The sequence below is a fragment of the Neobacillus sp. PS3-40 genome (assembly GCF_030915485.1).
In the GTDB taxonomy this organism is placed as follows: domain Bacteria; phylum Bacillota; class Bacilli; order Bacillales; family Cytobacillaceae; genus JAUZPL01.
On record NZ_CP133266.1, the window covers coordinates 4125317 to 4142884 of the forward strand.

14 protein-coding genes and 1 pseudogene are annotated in these 17568 nt (G+C 36.0%); 12 read left to right on the plus strand and 3 right to left on the minus strand.

Annotated features, from left to right (window positions below; genetic code table 11):
- The first annotated feature begins 161 nt into the window (after positions 1-161).
- The 3 genes from RCG20_RS20010 (at position 162) to RCG20_RS20020 (ending at position 2340) form a co-directional block, all read left to right on the plus strand.
- A complete protein-coding gene (locus RCG20_RS20010) occupies positions 162-347 on the plus strand; it encodes a hypothetical protein (RefSeq protein WP_308181893.1) in 186 nt (61 codons plus the stop codon).
- 335 nt (positions 348-682) lie between these two features.
- On the plus strand, positions 683-1183 hold the full coding sequence (locus tag RCG20_RS20015) for an Lrp/AsnC family transcriptional regulator (RefSeq protein WP_308181894.1): 501 nt from the start codon (positions 683-685) through the stop codon (positions 1181-1183).
- Positions 1180-2340, plus strand: a complete 1161-nt coding sequence (locus RCG20_RS20020) for an aminotransferase (protein ID WP_308181895.1) — start codon at positions 1180-1182, stop codon at positions 2338-2340. Before RCG20_RS20015 ends, RCG20_RS20020 begins: the two co-directional genes overlap by 4 nt.
- 53 nt (positions 2341-2393) lie before the next feature.
- Here RCG20_RS20020 and RCG20_RS20025 read toward each other — a convergent pair whose 3' ends face one another.
- Complete coding sequence (locus RCG20_RS20025) at positions 2394-3809, minus strand: sigma-54 interaction domain-containing protein (protein ID WP_308181896.1); 1416 nt, start codon at positions 3807-3809, stop codon at positions 2394-2396.
- Between the two features lie 275 nt (positions 3810-4084).
- Between RCG20_RS20025 and RCG20_RS20030 the strand changes: the two genes are divergently transcribed.
- The 8 genes and pseudogenes from RCG20_RS20030 to RCG20_RS20065 all read left to right on the plus strand — a co-directional run.
- A complete protein-coding gene (locus tag RCG20_RS20030; RefSeq protein WP_308181897.1) occupies positions 4085-5287 on the plus strand; it encodes an ornithine--oxo-acid transaminase in 1203 nt (400 codons plus the stop codon).
- Positions 5288-5343: 56 nt separating this feature from the next.
- Positions 5344-6609: a Glu/Leu/Phe/Val family dehydrogenase gene (locus RCG20_RS20035; RefSeq protein ID WP_308184410.1), complete on the plus strand. Its 1266-nt coding sequence runs from the start codon at positions 5344-5346 to the stop codon at positions 6607-6609.
- 313 nt (positions 6610-6922) lie between these two features.
- Positions 6923-8362 (plus strand): amino acid permease, encoded by a 1440-nt coding sequence (locus RCG20_RS20040; protein WP_308181898.1) that lies wholly within the window; start codon positions 6923-6925, stop codon positions 8360-8362.
- Positions 8363-8903: 541 nt separating this feature from the next.
- Complete coding sequence (locus tag RCG20_RS20045) at positions 8904-10163, plus strand: HAMP domain-containing sensor histidine kinase (RefSeq protein ID WP_308181899.1); 1260 nt, start codon at positions 8904-8906, stop codon at positions 10161-10163.
- Positions 10164-10280: 117 nt separating this feature from the next.
- Positions 10281-10628: a PadR family transcriptional regulator gene (locus tag RCG20_RS20050; protein ID WP_308181900.1), complete on the plus strand. Its 348-nt coding sequence runs from the start codon at positions 10281-10283 to the stop codon at positions 10626-10628.
- Positions 10609-11247 (plus strand): HAAS signaling domain-containing protein, encoded by a 639-nt coding sequence (locus RCG20_RS20055; protein ID WP_308181901.1) that lies wholly within the window; start codon positions 10609-10611, stop codon positions 11245-11247. Before RCG20_RS20050 ends, RCG20_RS20055 begins: the two co-directional genes overlap by 20 nt.
- 74 nt (positions 11248-11321) lie before the next feature.
- Positions 11322-12791, plus strand: a complete 1470-nt coding sequence (locus tag RCG20_RS20060; RefSeq protein ID WP_308181902.1) for a DUF4153 domain-containing protein — start codon at positions 11322-11324, stop codon at positions 12789-12791.
- Between the two features lie 46 nt (positions 12792-12837).
- Positions 12838-13065, plus strand: a pseudogene (locus RCG20_RS20065) (DUF3898 domain-containing protein); the annotation flags it as partial.
- A gap of 94 nt (positions 13066-13159) precedes the next feature.
- Here the strand turns inward: RCG20_RS20065 and RCG20_RS20070 are convergent.
- Together RCG20_RS20070 and RCG20_RS20075 are read right to left on the minus strand one after the other, a co-directional pair.
- Complete coding sequence (locus RCG20_RS20070; RefSeq protein ID WP_308181903.1) at positions 13160-14023, minus strand: transporter substrate-binding domain-containing protein; 864 nt, start codon at positions 14021-14023, stop codon at positions 13160-13162.
- A 328-nt stretch (positions 14024-14351) separates the two neighbouring features.
- A complete protein-coding gene (locus RCG20_RS20075; protein ID WP_308181904.1) occupies positions 14352-15140 on the minus strand; it encodes a TIGR00266 family protein in 789 nt (262 codons plus the stop codon).
- Between the two features lie 402 nt (positions 15141-15542).
- Here RCG20_RS20075 and RCG20_RS20080 point away from each other — a divergent pair, with 402 nt between their 5' ends.
- The gene (locus RCG20_RS20080; protein WP_308181905.1) at positions 15543-17357 is read left to right on the plus strand and encodes a TIGR04190 family B12-binding domain/radical SAM domain protein; all 1815 of its coding nucleotides are present in this window, start codon (positions 15543-15545) and stop codon (positions 17355-17357) included.
- The last annotated feature ends 211 nt before the right edge of the window (positions 17358-17568 follow it).

Sequence of the window (17568 nt, forward strand, 5' to 3'; positions counted from 1 at the left end):
TCACTCGTGAAAACGCTTGGAAAATCCAAGCGTTTTACTATTTTTTCCAATTATCAACTAAGATTTCTAATAATAAAAATAATTACTTCAAACCTCAAATAAAGAATTAGCATGTATCATCTATGGCCATTTTCTAATACTAAAAAAAGAGGTGATTTTTTATGGGAAAATGGAATGAACAGGCAGCACCGAATAATAATTTACCAGCGAAAACGATTCGCTCATCAGATCAATTACTGGGAAACCAGGCAGAACATGAATTCTCAGAGGAGCTTTCTGATGGAGGCGAACGGAACCAAATCATTAAAACGAACGAAAATAATAAAAATAGGAGAAAAAATAAATAAAGCTAACTAGTTAAAAAAACAGTTTGGAGCCCTCCCTTTGCTCGTACCTGGCAAGGGGAGGGCTTTTTAAGAAAATTATTTTAAATGAAGACTCATAATTTATATAATGGACACATAATTCCTCAACTCGAAAAATTGAAAATTAATAAACAAAAATGAAGTCATTTTTGATAGAATGATATAAGTTGATTTTTTTAGAAGTCCTCTGCCCATATGGGGGAGTTTCTTTTGTATTGGCTAGAATCTTCGCGGAACCGTTGCTATTCCTAAACTAAACGTGTTGGATACACAGCCAGTAAAATCTACATCGTGAACTTGAACTAGGGGGATTACTAATGCATTTAAATGGTCAAGAATTGGAAGTACTGCGGATTATTGAAAAAAACAGCCGAATCGAATTGCAGGATTTGGCTAAAATGACGAATCTATCAGAAGAAGAAATTGGCACGACTTTAAAGAAGTTAGAAGAAATGCGTGTGATTGTTCGCTATTCCACAATTATTAACTGGGCAAAAGTAGATGAACAACAAGGGGTTACGGCAATGATTGATGTAAAGGTAACCCCGAAACGAGGTGTTGGTTTTGAAGAGGTTGCCAAAGGAATTTACCGGTTTAAAGAGGTGAATTCTGTTTACTTAATGTCTGGTGCCTATGATTTATCGGTTATTGTGGAAGGTCGTACCATGAATGAAATTGCTACGTTCATATCTGAAAAGTTATCTACATTGGACTCCGTCGTTTCAACAACCACTCATTTCATTTTGAAAAAGTATAAACATGATGGCACTGTTTTTGACGAAACTGAAGATGATAAACGGATTGTGGTGTCCCCATGATTAAAACTTCCTTCGTATCAAAAACGGTTCAAGACTTAAAGCCATCTGGAATTCGGCGCTTTTTTGACCTTGCTGCAAATATGAAAGGAGTTATTTCGCTCGGTGTAGGGGAGCCGGATTTTGTAACATCATGGTCGGTTAGGGAAGCGGCCATTCATTCATTGGAACAAGGTTATACTACTTATACGGCAAATGCAGGTATGCTTGAGTTAAGAACTGAGATTTCCCGCTATATGGAAAGACAATTTCATATTTCATATAACCCAAACGATCAAATTATTGTAACAGTCGGTGCAAGTCAGGCCCTTGATATAGCACTGAGAGCCATTTTGAATCCCGGAGAAGAAGTGATTGTCGTTGAGCCATGTTTTGTTGCTTATGCTCCTTTAGTGACGCTTGCGGGAGGAAATCCAGTGACTGTTCAAACGTTAAAGGAAAATGATTTTAAGTTATTACCTGAACAATTGGAGGCAGCGATTACACCGAAAACAAAAGCTTTGCTTATCTGCTCTCCTAATAATCCAACTGGAACACAGTTGGGAAAAGAAGATCTTGTGAAAATTGCAGAAATTGTGAAAAAACATGACTTGCTTATTATTTCTGATGAAATTTATGCTGAGCTTGCTTATGATGAGAAATTCACTTCCTTTGCAGCGATCGATGGACTAATAGAACGAACGATTGTCATAAATGGATTTTCCAAGGCTTTTGCGATGACTGGATGGCGCTTAGGGTATGTATGTGCACCAAAGGAAATTTCTGAAGCAATGTTTAAAATCCATCAATATGCGATGATGTGCGCATCAACGATGGCGCAACATGCTGGAATCGAAGCATTGAAGAATTGTATGTCAGATGTAGAAGAGATGAGACAAAGCTACCGGAGAAGAAGGAATTATATCGTTAACTCATTCAATGAAATGGGTCTTACCTGTCATAATCCCGGCGGTGCCTTTTATGCATTTCCATCCATAACGAAAACAGGTTTAACCTCACAGGAATTTGCTGAAAAACTTTTAATAGAAGAACGTGTTGCAGTTGTTCCAGGAGATGTGTTTGGGGAAAGTGGAGAAGGCCATATTCGCTGTTCATATGCATCATCAATAGAACAACTAAAAGAAGCCATTAAAAGAATTGAACGGTTTATAAACAACTAAGTGCCAGGAACCATCCAGTATTTGGATGGTTCCTGGCATTTTCCTTATTTTTCTTAAATACTGATATGTAATTTCTTCATTCGATATTGCAAACTTTGCCTGCTTAGTCCTAGAAATTTGGCAGTTCGGGAAATATTGGAATGATTATTTTTCAATACATGCTCAATATAGGTTTTTTCAAATCGCTCCATTTGATCCTTTAAGGGAGTAGCAACGTCTGCGCTCTCATTTATGAATGATTCAACAGATGAAATCGGGATCATCCGCTCTTTCATCTGTATTTTGTTACGATATTGGAAAGGCAAATGTGAGTACATGATTTCTTCTTCGTCCATTATTATATTCATTGCTGCTTCAATAATATGTTCAAGCTCACGGACATTTCCAAACCATTCATATTCTTGGAAGGAATGCATAACATCATCACGCAATCCTTTCACATTCATTTGGAATAATTCATTATACTTTTTGATGAAATCCTGAACAAGTAATGGAATATCTTCTTTTCTATCCCTAAGCGGTGGAATAAAGATGGACACTACTCCAAGACGATAATATAAATCTTTACGCAAATGATTATTGGCAATAGCGTCAATAGGATCTTCATTTATATTGGCGATGACACGCACATCTACAGGCGTATCCTTCGTATCACCGATTCGTCTTATTGTTTTTTCCTGAAGAACCCTAAGTAACTTGGCTTGAAGAGTTAAATTAAGAGAATTAATCTCATCGAGTAAAAGTGTTCCCCCCTCAGCTTGTTCGAATAAACCAGGGTGGTCAACTGCACCAGTAAAAGCACCACGTTTTGTCCCGAACAGGAGGCCTTCTATTAAATTATCAGGAAGAGCTGCACAATTTTGGGATATAAATGGTTTTGTCATCCGATTGCTAGCATTATGAATACTTTGGGCAAAAAGCTCCTTCCCTGTCCCAGTCTCCCCAACAATTAATACATAGGAAGAAGTACGGGAGGCACGCTTAGCATTCTCAATCACTTCCAGGACAGATCGACTCGTTCCAGTAATACTGTCAAAGGTATATTTCGGGGCACCCTTACTATTCATATTTCCTTTCATTAGCCGCTCCAATTTCGTAACATCATTGGCAATTTCAACGGCCCCACTAATTTTATTTTTCACAAGGATAGGGAAGGTATTATTAATGGTCGTTACTTCATGGCCTTTATTATTAAAATAGGTTTGTTTGACATTACTAGTCTCTTTTCCTTCTTGTAAGGCTTTTACTAGAGTACTTGCTTGATCGTCTTTAAACATGAACACATCTAGTAAGTTTTTATTCATGACATCTAAGCTGTCCATTGACTCCATTTGCATCATTTTCTTGTTATAGATAATTGTCTTGCCAGTTTCATCCACAGCATGGACACCCACATCAACCTCGTCCAGTATTCGTTCATATATACGGTTTATGTATTGTAACTCATGAATTTCTTTGGAATGCTCCATTTTGCTATCCTTCTCCCTAGTACACTATTGATTCATATCTATTTAATCAAATAATCTTCGTTACTGCAAAATATTTTTGCGTTTATAGAAAGAAATAAATAAATTTGCGCAAAATTTTTTAAAATAAAGTATTCGAAATCGAGAAATTACCGCAAAAAATAGAGATTCCTAGAGTTGGCATGGAAATTGCATATTATTTTATTAGTGTGAACTATCTATGAAAAATAGTTATGTAAGAAGAATTAGCCGAAATGAAACAAAGGGGGAAAAATGACATGACAGTAGTAACAACCAATTCAGAAAAAATTATGGAACAAACGAAAAAATTTGGTGCGAATAATTATCATCCACTTTCAATTGTGATCGCAAAGGCTGAAGGAGTTTGGGTGGAGAGCCCAGAGGGTGATCGCTATATGGATATGCTAAGTGCCTATTCAGCTGTTAACCAAGGACATCGTCATCCAAAAATTATTCAAGCATTGAAAGACCAGGCAGATCGGGTTACGCTTACTTCCCGCGCCTTTCATAATGATCAGTTAGGACCATGGTACGAGAAAATTTGTAAACTAACGAATAAAGAAATGGCCCTTCCGATGAATACTGGTGCGGAAGCAGTTGAAACTGCCTTCAAAACAGCAAGAAGATGGGGCTATGATGTAAAGGGGATTGCTGAAAATCAAGCAGAAATCATCGCATGTACAGGTAACTTCCACGGCCGGACGATGGGTGCGGTTTCCCTATCATCTGATCCTGAATATAAACGAGGATTTGGACCAATGTTACCTGGAATTAAATTAATTCCATATGGGGACATCGAAGCGTTAAAAGAAGCGATTACACCGAACACAGCTGCTTTCTTATTGGAGCCTATCCAAGGAGAAGCTGGAATTATTATACCTCCAGAAGGATTTTTAAAAGAAGCTTCTACTCTGTGTAAAGAACAAAAAGTGCTGTTCATAGCAGATGAGATTCAAGTAGGTTTGGCTCGTACTGGAAGAATGTTTGCTTGTGATTGGGAAGATGTAGAACCAGATATGTTTATTTTAGGAAAAGCACTTGGTGGAGGAGTATTCCCAATATCATGTGTTGTAGCAAATGCAGATATATTAGGAGTGTTTAATCCAGGTTCGCACGGCTCAACCTTTGGAGGGAACCCGCTTGCTTGCGCAGTATCCCTTGCTGCATTAGAAGTGATTGAAGAAGAAAAACTTGCTGAAAGGTCACTTGAATTAGGAAATTACTTCCTTGAACAATTAAAGACCATTAACAATCCTATGATTAAAGAAGTGAGAGGAAAGGGATTATTTATTGGTGTTGAGCTTACAGAATCAGCTAGACCATATTGTGAGAAATTAAAAGAAGAAGGATTATTATGTAAAGAAACACATGATTCCGTTATCCGTTTTGCACCACCACTCATCATTTCGAAGGAAGAAATAGATTGGGCGATTGAGAAAATTTTAAAAGTATTAGCTTAAGAGATCTTTTCATACTCCATTAAACTATTGAGGTGTTGGCGGTGTCTGTAAACAGTGTGGTAAATAGTGTAATAGAAGAACAAGAATCATTAAATTTGTTTTCTTCTACTCAAAAGGTTATCCAAATAGCATTGAAAAAATTAGGTTATTCAAACGAAATGTATGAATTACTAAAAGCTCCTTTGCGTATATTGACGGTAAGAATTCCAATTAGAATGGATGACGGTTCAATTCGAATTTTTACTGGTTACCGGTCTCAGCATAATGATGCGGTAGGGCCTACAAAAGGTGGGGTGCGTTTTCATCCAGAAGTGAACGAAGAGGAAGTAAAAGCCTTATCAATTTGGATGAGCCTTAAATGTGGTATTACAAATCTTCCATACGGTGGAGGAAAAGGTGGAATCATTTGCAATCCACGGGAAATGTCTTTTAGAGAGCTTGAGAATTTAAGTCGTGGATATGTTCGTGCGATTAGCCAAATTGTTGGACCTACAAAAGATATCCCAGCACCAGATGTTTATACGAATTCGCAAATAATGGCATGGATGATGGATGAGTATAGCCAAATACGCGAGTTTGACTCACCGGGATTTATCACTGGTAAACCAATTGTTCTAGGTGGATCCCAAGGTCGAGAAACTGCAACAGCACGTGGGGTAACGATTTGTATCGGAGAAGCGGTCAAGAAGAAAGGGATCGATTTAAAAGGTGCACGTGTTGTCATTCAAGGATTTGGAAATGCAGGAAGTTATCTAGCCAAATTTATGCATGATGCAGGGGCAAGGGTTGTTGGAGTTTCTGATGTATATGGAGGAATTTATGATCCAAACGGTCTAGATATCAACAATTTGCTTGATCGAAGGGATAGCTTTGGAACATTTTCTCAACAATTTCAACATACAATTACGAATGAGGAACTGCTTGAACTAGATTGTGATATTCTTGTTCCAGCTGCAATCTCAAACCAGATTACTGCTAAGAATGCTCATAAAATTAAGGCGAAAATTATTGTAGAAGCTGCCAATGGACCGACAACTATTGAGGCAACAAATATTTTAACAGAACAAGGAACCTTACTTATTCCTGATATTCTAGCAAGCTCAGGCGGTGTAACTGTATCTTATTTTGAATGGGTGCAAAATAACCAAGGTTACTATTGGTCCGAGGAAGAAGTGGAACAGAAATTAGCAAAAGTCATGATTGATTCATTTGATAATATATACGAAACTGCTCACTCACATAAAGTAGATATGCGTTTAGCTGCATATATGGTAGGAATAAAAAGAATGGCAGAAGCCTCACATTACCGGGGCTGGGTTTAAAAGAAATTTTTTAGCATTATGCTCTTTCCGCTTTTGGGGAAGGGCATTTTTTTTGCACCTACAATGCAAAATTTTTAATTACTATGCAAAATAAATAGGCACTAGGTGTTCGAAAATACCGAAAAATTAGATATTTTCTATTGGCACGGAAATTGCATATTAATTAAATGAAAATAAAGATAATTTAGAGAGATTTGATTATTGTGATATATTCAATATCAAGATCTCACTATAGTTTCAACTATTTTCATGGAATTATTTTTATTATTGAGTGGAAGCGCATTCATTTCAAGGGGATGAAAGGGGATTTTTTATGCAAACACAAGAAAACAGCACAAATGAATTAAGAAGAACCATGAAGACGAGACACTTATTTATGATCTCTCTTGGTGGGGTAATCGGATCGGGCTTATTTTTAGGGACAGGTTATACGATAAATCAAGCAGGCCCAATTGGAGCTATTCTCTCATTTATCGTCGGTGGGTTAATCATGTATTTAACGATGCTCTGTCTTGGAGAACTATCTGTTGCCATGCCGGTTTCCGGCTCGTTTCAAACATATACGACTAAATTTATTGGACCAGCAACAGGATTTACACTTGGTTGGCTCTATTGGCTAGGGTGGGCTGTTACAGTTGCCTTAGAATTTCTATCGTCTGGTCAACTTATGCAAAGATGGTTTCCACACTCACCTGTTTGGATGTGGTGTGCAATTTTTGCCCTTCTCTTATTTACATTAAACGCTCTTTCTGCTCGTGCATTTGGAGAAGCTGAATTTTGGTTTGCAAGTATTAAAGTTGTTGCAATTATCCTGTTTATATTCTTGGGTGCTGGTGCTCTTTTTGGGGTAATTCATATGGGCGGGGGACAAAAAGCACCGTTTTTCTCTAATTATGTTGCCAACGGGGTTTTCCCACATGGAATTACAGCGTTACTAATTACGATGATTACGGTTAACTTTTCGTTTCAGGGTACAGAATTAATTGGTATTGCTGCAGGTGAAAGTGAAGATCCTGAAAAAACTATTCCTAGATCCATCAAACAAACAGTTTGGCGTACCCTTTTCTTCTTCGTTTTAGCTGTAGCTGTGTTAGCAGGTTTAATTCCAGCAGAAAAAGCTGGTGTTGTAGAAAGCCCATTTGTAGTTGTATTCGATAGCATCGGGATCCCTTATGCTGCTGATATTATGAATTTTGTTATCTTGACTGCATTACTTTCGGTTGCAAACTCTGGCTTATATGCTGCAACTAGAATGCTATATGCTCTTTCAAAAGAGAAAATGGCTAGTCAAGTACTTGCCAAAGTTAGTAAAAGAGGTGTTCCATTTAATGCCTTGCTTATTACATTAGGAGTTGCTTTATTATCATTACTTTCAAGTGTTTTTGCTGAAAAAACAGTGTTTGTATGGCTACTCTCCATTGCTGGCTTAGGCGCACAAGTAGGTTGGATTTCCATTACAGCATCGCAAATTGCTTTCCGTAGAAAGTTCCTTCGACAAGGCGGAAAAGTGGAAGACCTAAAATTCAAAACTCCTTTTTATCCAATTCTACCAATCGTAGGATTAACGTTAAACTGTGTCGTACTTATTAGTCTAGCATTTGACTCCGAGCAACGTATGGCACTTTATTGTGGAGTTCCATTTGCAGTTGCATGCTACATCATATACCATCTCAAAGTCAAAAAACATCATGAGCAACTAAAATCAAACGAACAAGAGCTACAATTATACTCAAATAAAAAAATGGTGATTTAGGATGTAATTGTCATAATTGGTTTTATGAATATTAATAGGAAAGACAGTGGGGTTTGATACCTCACTGTCTTTTGAAGTTTAAAGTTTCTTGATTATCTAAGTTGCTCCCATTCAGAGTATAAACCGCTTCCTTGACATCCTGGACATTCAAATGAATTAAAGTATGCAAATTCATTGTAGGGATAAACGGTAAAACCTCTGCCGTTGCAATCGGGACACTTCCCTTGCGTTTCCATGTTTGAGATGTGATTTTGTTGTTTTGTTTCTCTCCATTGGTTGTAAGAATTAAGTAACCCCATTTCCTCACCTCAATCTTTTTATTCATATTATGAAGATTAAATGGAATTTTTATGCTCATTTAAATGGAAAAAGTTACAGTAGTTAACTAGTTGATTATAAATGCCAATTATTTCACTTTTTTACAAACTATTTATTGGATCGACAAAATATTGTGATAACTTTTTCGTTTTTCTCTTGATATTTTATGTAAAATGGTTTAAAGATGTGTAAATACAGCTTAAGTTGGAAAGGAAGTGGCAGAGTGGAAGTTGTAAAACAAATGATCTTAAATCTAGCAATGATACTCGTGCTTCTTTTTACATTTGGAACCTGGTATGAACATCGCGAGGACAAGTCATTAAAGCACTGGACTGTTTTCTTATATTTTTTTCTCTCCATAATTCTTTCATTATTATTTTCTGTTAAAAGTGGCGTCCATGTTCGCTTCGATTTGCGGCAGGTTCCTCTAATTGTTGGAGGGATTTATCTTGGAAGAGTAAATAGTCTGTTTCTTTTGGCGGGAACCATTCTTGTTAGATCCTTTTTGGGCATAAATGAAGGATTTTGGATCTCATCATTTATTTATTGTATTCAAACCATAATTGGAATCTCATTATATACATGGATTCATCATTTATCATCTAAAAAAAGAATTGTCGCTACAGCAATCGTTTCCCTATATTCTTCTTTTGCATTTGTTCTTTTTATGAATGCCATCCATCATCCATTGACTTTAGCTGAGTGGACAAGTTACATTCTTTTTTCATGTCTTGGTGTGGTAATTATTACGGCAACGATTGAAGCTTGGCAGAGAAACCACTTTTTAAAACAAAAAATAATGAAAACGGAAAAGATTGAAGCAATTAGTCAAATGAGTGCTGCTATTTCACATGAAATTCGAAATCCTCTAACAGCAGTCAGAGGATTCTTACAGCTATTAAAGGAAACGGACATCGAAGAAAAGAAGCGAATGGAGTTTATTGATATTGCCTTACTTGAAACATTAAGAGCGGAAGAAATAATTAATGATTATTTAACATTTGCCAAACCATCATTGGATCATTTGGATGAAATAAATGTATCTAGTGAATTGAATCAAGCAATAAATATTATTAAAGCCCTCGCAAATATGAATTCGATTGAAATTGTTACATCACTTTGCCCTAATACATATATACTCGGTGATCACCACCGTTTTCAACAATGCCTTGTTAATATTTTAAAGAATGGTGTGGAAGCCATGGCACTTGGAGGTACCTTCACCATTAAATGTATTCGAAATCAAAAAGAGGTTTGCATCACTATTAGTGATACTGGAATTGGAATGACACTTGAACAAATTGAACGACTTGGTGAACCGTATTATTCTACAAAGGGTTCAAATGGAACTGGGCTTGGAATGATGGTAAGTCATGGAATCATTCGAGCCATGAATGGGAAAATTCATGTTGAAATCCAGGTTGGTAAAGGAACAACCTTTTATATTACACTTCCTATAAAAGATGTTCATAAACTTAATTAAGTGTCGTAGGGTAAATAGAGGTGTATAACACTATTTTGGTTTCGTTTAAATGCTTTACAGAAAGTTGGATATGATGTAGAATTTCTATATACATAAAAACTCTAGGTAGGTGAGTGAATGTTTAATCGAGAATTAGTAAAAGGGAGTACTTCCTTACTTTTGCTTCAGTTGTTAAATGAACGGGATATGTACGGTTATGAATTGGTAAAAGAGTTAGAACAGCGCAGCGATCATGATTTTAGTGTAAAAGAAGGAACGTTGTATCCAGCACTTCATAAACTTGAAAAGCAGGAATACATCGAATGTTACTGGCGTGAACAAGAGAAGGGCCCCGCGCGAAAGTATTATCGAATGACAATCCCTGGTAAAGAAATGTTAACTGAAAAAACTCGCGAATGGCGGGACTTTGTACGGGTGATGAACAAGGTAATAGGAGACAAGAAAAATGGAACAGTCGAAGAATAGATTTCTAAATGATCTTTCGAATATGCTTGGAAGTCTTCCAGAGAAAGATGATATTCTAAAGGAGTATGAAATGCATATTGACGATATCCTGTTAGAGATATTCGACGATCAAGACAAGGAAGTCATTTTTAAGCAAATTGTCTCTAGACTCGGAAGTCCTGACGAAATTGCACAAATGTGGAAGGAAGAATTGTCAGTAACACCAAGCAATATGAAATGGCTATTTATTCTTTTAAACATTATCTTTTTCACCTTCGGGGGTCTATTGACATTATTCCACAATATTTATCAATGGAACTGGCTAACGGTGATCTGGAGCAATTTAACTGCCATACCAACGATGATTGCACTTATCTATCTATTTTTTTGGGGATTATTAGGCTATGAAATTGGCAAGGGATTTGGACATAGAGGAAAAGTTCTCTTAAAAAAGACATTCTTACTGTCACTCATCCCTAATTTACTTTTAATGCTCTTAACCATCTTTAAAATTATTCCACCAAACTGGTTTGCACCATTATTAACAAATCAATTTATAATTGCTTGTATTCTTTTTACTGCTATTTTGTATCCAGTTTGTTGGATCGGGTACAGGTGGGGCAAGAAGGCGTCGGTATAGGCATATTTTTTTACCTATGTACATAGAAATACAATGTATATAGAAAAATGATGTATCAAGGGGGTAAAATCGATATGGAAAATGAAATAAATAAATCAGATTGGCTTTTTTGGTTATCATGTTTAGTACTTGGAATCATAGCAGAAGAGGCTTTTTTTCGTGGTGAAATTGGTATATCTAATATCCTTTTTCTTTTTGCCTTTTATTCAGTATTCTTCTGGAAATTTAAGAGGTACCCATTTACTAATCAGCGTCTGGGTTATCTAGTCATTAGCTGTATTTGGCTTTTAGGAGCAAGCTTTTTTATAAGTGATAATAAATTTTTCTATGTATTAAACATCTTGGCTGTTCCTTTTCTTGTGATGTTCCATCTCTTGTTAATAACAGGACCCAAATGTTTAAAGTGGAATAAACCAAGATTTCTTGTTTATATTTTTGTAATGATTATCGATGCTATAAAATATATTTTTTCTTTTGTGGGTATTAGTGGAAAGTCTTTGAAGCAAGGGATGAATGAAAGTAGATTTCTAATTTGGAAAAAGGTAATGATCGGAATTGTTATCTCTATCCCTGTTTTATTCGTAGTTCTAAATTTGTTAATGGCAGCAGATTCTCAATTTGAACGGATCATTGGGGGTCTTCCGATTTGGGCAAAGAATATTAATCCCGAATTTATTTTACGATTCATTGCCATTCTGATGTATTCACTTGTTTTCTTTGGGTTTATGCAAGTCTTATTTAATAAATATATCTTAGTTGCAAATTCTGAAATGGAAAAAACCCGTTTTCAACTTGATGGTATCATCATGCTTACGGTTCTTGTTTTACTAAATGTAGTTTATATTATGTTTACCATTGTCCAGTTTAAATATTTTTTCAGCGGGACGTTGCAAGGCGATTATACTTACGCACAGTATGCAAGAAGGGGATTTTTCGAGTTATTGTTTGCAACATTAATAAATTTGACGGTCACCGTCGTTACTGTAACTTTTGTTAACCAAGTCACTCATTTATTGAAACGATTTAGCCAAATCATGCTGACCATTCTTCTTTTAGCAAGTGGAGTGATGTTAACTTCAGCATTCCTACGTTTATTGATGTATGAAGAAGCTTACGGTTTTACGTTTACGAGAGTACTTGTTCATTCATTTATGATTTTTCTTGTTATTATATTTGCTTATACATTAATCAAGATTTGGCTTGAAAGAGTTTCACTGTTTCATTTTTACTTTATTACATCACTTATTTTCTATACGGGCGTGAATATTTTGGATTTAGATCGTGTGGTTGTGAATCAAAATATTTCCCGCTACGAACAAACTGGCAAAATTGATCTTCAATATCTAAATCATCTGTCCAATACCGGTTTGTTAGGGTTAATCGATTTGTACGAAAAAGATCCTCATGTGGAGGGTTTGAAAAATATTTTGCTCGAACGTAAAAAAGAAGCGTTAACTGAAAACCATCCATGGCAATCATTCAATTTGACAAGACAACAAGCCAATAAAGATCTTAAAAATTTACATTTATCAAAGAGTGAGTGAGCAAAATGCTCACTAAGATTGTCGAGAAAGGGTACTTTTCTCGGCAATTGAACACACACCTGAATTAGAATTAAAGATGAAGTTGGATCATGTTTTTATAAGAGGGCTTTTATCAGATTTTGGAGATACTGTTCATTTGGCAAAAGTAAATGAAAAATATGTGTTAATGGTTGAAGCAGATTCTGTTGTATTTGAAAAAGGGTTTTCCCCAATTGAATTTTTGAGACCTGATGATTTAGAGCAGGTGATTGAAAGGATTCGCAGAAAACAATAAAGTAAGGCAAACAAAAAACTCTTCCGCTAAGAAGAGTTTTTTTGCTAGGCAGAATTTATATCCATAAATTCTGCTAGTACATATAGGCAATACCTTATTTTGTACTAATAATTTGGATATTTTTTTGTTTTACTTGCTTTGTAACATCAGCATTAGCAAAGAATTCTTTTGAAATCTTTGTCATTGTACCATCTGTTAACATTTCGTTTAACTCTTTATTTACATTTTTAACAAGATCAGTATTACCTTTTTTCATTACCAAAGCAACACTAGTTGGGTTAAAGCGAATATTTGGATGAATGGTAATATTTAATTTTGGATAGTAAGCAAGTGCAAGCGTTTGTAGATAATAGTCATTTAAAATAACGTCTGTTCTACCAGTTGCAACGTCACGAAGATATTGTTCATTTGTAGCATTATCATAAACAACTTCTTTAGCGCCTAGTTTGCGGGATAGGTCCATGTAAACAGATGTTGCTGCACCAGCTGATTTTTTCCCTTTAATGTCTTCGAGTGTTTTAATACCGGAAAGGTCACTTTTTCTAACAATTGCCGTACCAAATGAATATTTTACAGGTGTAGAGAAAGCAAATTTATCTTTTCTTGCATCATTCACTTCGATATCATTTGCTGCTAAGTCAACTTGACCACTATTTATTGAAGTAAGCATGCCGTCGAAACCGATTTCAGAATACTTGACTTTTAGTCCAAGACGCTTTGCAAGCTCATTTACTACTTCAACTTCATAACCAGTAAGTTTGTTTGTTTTAGAATCATGGTACGAAGTTGGATAGAGTGTGCCCGAAGTAGCAACAACAAGGGTTCCTTTATCTTTAATCTTTGTCCAAGCAGTATCCACCTTTTTTGTAGCCTCTTTATCTGAACTATTATTACTGCATGCGACGCTTACTAATGCGACTACAGCAATTAATAACATAATACTAAACCTTTTGAACATAAATAAATCCTCCTGTTTCACTTATTATTATGTAACATTGAAAACATAACATAAATAACAGGGCACCTGCAACTAAAAGATAATCATTCTCAATTAGAAATATTAAACAAAAATGGGGGACTGTCTACACTTTGGAAATTCCGCCGTGATGTGAGACAGTCCCCTTTTTAAGTTGAAATCAAAAATAATATGGTCTTTGTGAATTGTCTAGCTCCAGCGCCCAGCCCCTCGAGGTCACTTCGGTCAAGCCAATGAAGTCAAAGAACGACTTCACTGACGTGCCCTCCAGTGCTTGTCGGGGCTAAACAGGGCGCTTCCGCATTTCTAATCAATCGCCATTAAACAAATCAAAGAGTCCTCTTGCAATACTTCCTTCGTCTTTAGCTCCACCGTTTCGTGGTGCAGCCGCGAAGACACGACTTGCAAGTCGGCTAAATGGAAGGGATTGGATCCAAATAGAACCAGGGCCTCTTAAGGTGGCAAAGAATAAACCTTCTCCACCAAAAAGGGCAGTTTTGACGCCTTTAACAAACTCAATATCGTAGCTTACATTGCTTGTCATCGCAACAAGACAGCCAGTATCAACACGAAGGGTTTGACCCGGGAGAAGTTCTTTTTTGATTATGGTTCCGCCTGCGTGGACAAATGCCATTCCGTCGCCTTCAAGTTTTTGCATAATAAATCCTTCACCGCCAAAAAAACCTGCACCAATTTTTCGTTGAAATTCGATTCCAACTGTAACGCCTTTTGCTGCTGCAAGGAATGCATCCTTCTGGCAAATAATTTTACCGTTTAACTCACTAAGATCCATTGGAATGATCTTTCCGGGATAAGGTGAAGCAAAGGAAACGCGTCTTATGCCCTTGCCTTGGTTTGTAAAGGTGGTCATGAAAAGACTTTCACCTGTAAGAACACGTTTTCCAGCGCTAAACAATTTGCCCATTAATCCGCTGCCACTACCAGATCCGTCACCAAAAATCGTTTCCATATGTATATCATCTTCCATCATCATGAAACCTCCGGCTTCCGCCACGACGGTTTCTTGTGGGTCTAACTCAATTTCAACAAATTGCATGTCATCGCCATAAATTTTATAATCAATTTCATGGTTATTCATAAAGTTCCTCCCCAAATTTGCCTTTTCTAATATATATATATTTTAAAAGATTAGATTCAAAACTGCCAATCATAATTAACAGGTTTTATTAATTTGGGATGTTTTTATCAATAATATTATCTACAAAGCAAAAATAAAAGAGACGCCTGTTTAGAAAACAGGCGTCTCTCTGCGTATTGAGGCGAGAAACCACACGCCACATCGTGTGCTCCATAAAGGAATGTTACTCGACTTACACAATTCAGCTCATCGCTTGAATAATATAACATGTATTTCAAAAAGAGACAAGGTATTACGACACAAAAGATGCTTTAAAATATAATCCTTTTGTAAAATTTACCTAATCTCGAAGTGAAAAGAGTGAAATAGGATATAAAGAGACTAAGACTGGAAGGTGATCATATGATTTATGATCTTGTACTTTTACATCCACCTACCGTTTATGATTTTCGAAAAGAAATGTTATTCACCGGTCCTATTAGTGATGTTGTTCCTTCATCACCTGTATTTGAAATGTACCCAATAGGCTTAACAAGCATTTGTGATTATCTGGAACGATTTGGGTTAAAGGTGAAAATAATTAATATTGCTAATCGTATGCTCCTAAATCCAAAATTTGATGTTGAAAAGAAAATAAAAAAGATTAAAACGAAGGCATTTGGAATTGATCTGCATTGGCTGCCACATGCACATGGGAGTATCGAACTAGCAAAAATTGTTAAGAAGCATCATCCCAATACACCGGTCCTATTTGGAGGACTTTCCTCAACCTATTTTCATAAAGAGCTTATTGAATATCCTTGCATTGATTTTGTTGTAAGAGGGGATACAACCGAAAAATTGATCCTATTACTTTTAAATCAGCTAGAAAAAAAGAATAGTGATGATTTTGCGGGGATTCCAAATCTAACATGGAAACGAAATCAATCTTATTTTTATAATGACATGACATATATTGTTGATAGTCTGGACGAATTTGAAATGCCAGGATACCGGTATATGATCGGATCTGTTTTTAAATATTTTAATCTATTAGATGGGCTTCCGTATAAAGGGTGGATGAAATATCCAAATACAGCTTTACTTACCTCCAAAGGATGTACCCATAACTGTCTAATATGTGGTGGATCAAAAGACGCCTATTTACAAAATTGTAATCGAAAAAAAATTGTTATGAGATCACCTGAAAAATTAATTGAGGATATTGCCTTTATTCAGCGATTTACCCGTGCCCCCATTTTTCTGTTAAATGATATTCGTCAAGGTGGAAAGGAATATGTTGATAAATTCCTACAAGGCCTAGAAAATATGGATGTTAAGGATGAAATTGTGTTTGAATTGTTTCATTATGCGGGGGATGAGTTTTTTAATCGTATTCAAAAAGCAGTACCAAAATATAGCATTGAGCTTACCCTCGAATCAGGAGACGAAGATTTACGACGTTTAAACGGGAAGCTTGCTTGCTCAAATGAAAAAATATTTGAGACACTTAAATCAGCACTAAATAATGGATGCTCAAAAATTGATCTTTTCTTTATGATTGGAATCCCTGGACAGACTTATAAAAGTGCCCTTCAGAATATTGATTTTTGTGAAAAAGTTCACAAAGAATGCGGAGAGGATCCACGAATTTCTTACTTTATTGCACCACTTGCACCATTTCTCGACCCAGCGAGCCCGGCTTTTGAACATCCAGAAATATATGGTTATAAAAAATTCTGCAATACCATCGAGGATTTCCGTCAAGCGATGTTACAACCTTCGTGGAAAAATATGTTAAGCTATGAAACAAATAAAATGACACGAGAAGAAATTGTGAAAGCTACCTATGATTCGGCATTAAAGTTAAATCAATTCAAATTCGATCATCAGATTATTGATAAAATGGTTTATGATGAAGTGAAGAATAAAATTGAAAAATCTGTTGAATTCCTTGAAAGAATTGATGATATCCTGCTTTTAGCACCTGAAGAGAAGAGGAGAGAGCTTGAAATCATTAAAGAAGAAGTCGAAGTCATTAACCGGCATAGCATATGTGGGAAAAATGAACTGAAATGGGAGGTGAAAAAGCTCTTTGCTAATTTACCTTCTCTTGCCCACGTTGGACTTGAGATGTTAATAAGAGAAATAGCGAAAGAGGTAAAATGCAGGCTTGGGAAGATTGACCGCTATCGTGTTTCTTTGGAACAAACTCCAAATCATCCTAAACCAAAGTAATTGATAAAAGGCCGAGATTGATCGGTCTTTTTTTTGTTAAGCAGAATTTATATCCATAAATTCTGCTAGCGCATAAGGGCAACTACGCCTCCATCGCCCTTAGGGGCTTGCTAATTGGTTATTCTTTATTTTTTTAAAAATATATTTCTTGCATTGTACCTATAAATATCTTATATTCAAATAATCAGATATAGAAATAAACAGAATAAGA

What these genes read in the sequence shown, in the direction of transcription:
- RCG20_RS20010 (WP_308181893.1), top strand. Translation starts at nt 162, where the DNA reads ATGGGAAAATGGAATGAACAGGCAGCACCGAATAATAATTTACCAGCG.
- RCG20_RS20015 (WP_308181894.1), top strand. Translation starts at nt 683, where the DNA reads ATGCATTTAAATGGTCAAGAATTGGAAGTACTGCGGATTATTGAAAAA.
- RCG20_RS20020 (WP_308181895.1), top strand. Translation starts at nt 1,180, where the DNA reads ATGATTAAAACTTCCTTCGTATCAAAAACGGTTCAAGACTTAAAGCCA.
- RCG20_RS20025 (WP_308181896.1), bottom strand. Translation starts at nt 3,809, where the DNA reads ATGGAGCATTCCAAAGAAATTCATGAGTTACAATACATAAACCGTATA.
- RCG20_RS20030 (WP_308181897.1), top strand. Translation starts at nt 4,085, where the DNA reads ATGACAGTAGTAACAACCAATTCAGAAAAAATTATGGAACAAACGAAA.
- RCG20_RS20040 (WP_308181898.1), top strand. Translation starts at nt 6,923, where the DNA reads ATGCAAACACAAGAAAACAGCACAAATGAATTAAGAAGAACCATGAAG.
- RCG20_RS20050 (WP_308181900.1), top strand. Translation starts at nt 10,281, where the DNA reads ATGTTTAATCGAGAATTAGTAAAAGGGAGTACTTCCTTACTTTTGCTT.
- RCG20_RS20055 (WP_308181901.1), top strand. Translation starts at nt 10,609, where the DNA reads ATGGAACAGTCGAAGAATAGATTTCTAAATGATCTTTCGAATATGCTT.
- RCG20_RS20060 (WP_308181902.1), top strand. Translation starts at nt 11,322, where the DNA reads ATGGAAAATGAAATAAATAAATCAGATTGGCTTTTTTGGTTATCATGT.
- RCG20_RS20070 (WP_308181903.1), bottom strand. Translation starts at nt 14,023, where the DNA reads ATGTTCAAAAGGTTTAGTATTATGTTATTAATTGCTGTAGTCGCATTA.
- RCG20_RS20075 (WP_308181904.1), bottom strand. Translation starts at nt 15,140, where the DNA reads ATGAATAACCATGAAATTGATTATAAAATTTATGGCGATGACATGCAA.
- RCG20_RS20080 (WP_308181905.1), top strand. Translation starts at nt 15,543, where the DNA reads ATGATTTATGATCTTGTACTTTTACATCCACCTACCGTTTATGATTTT.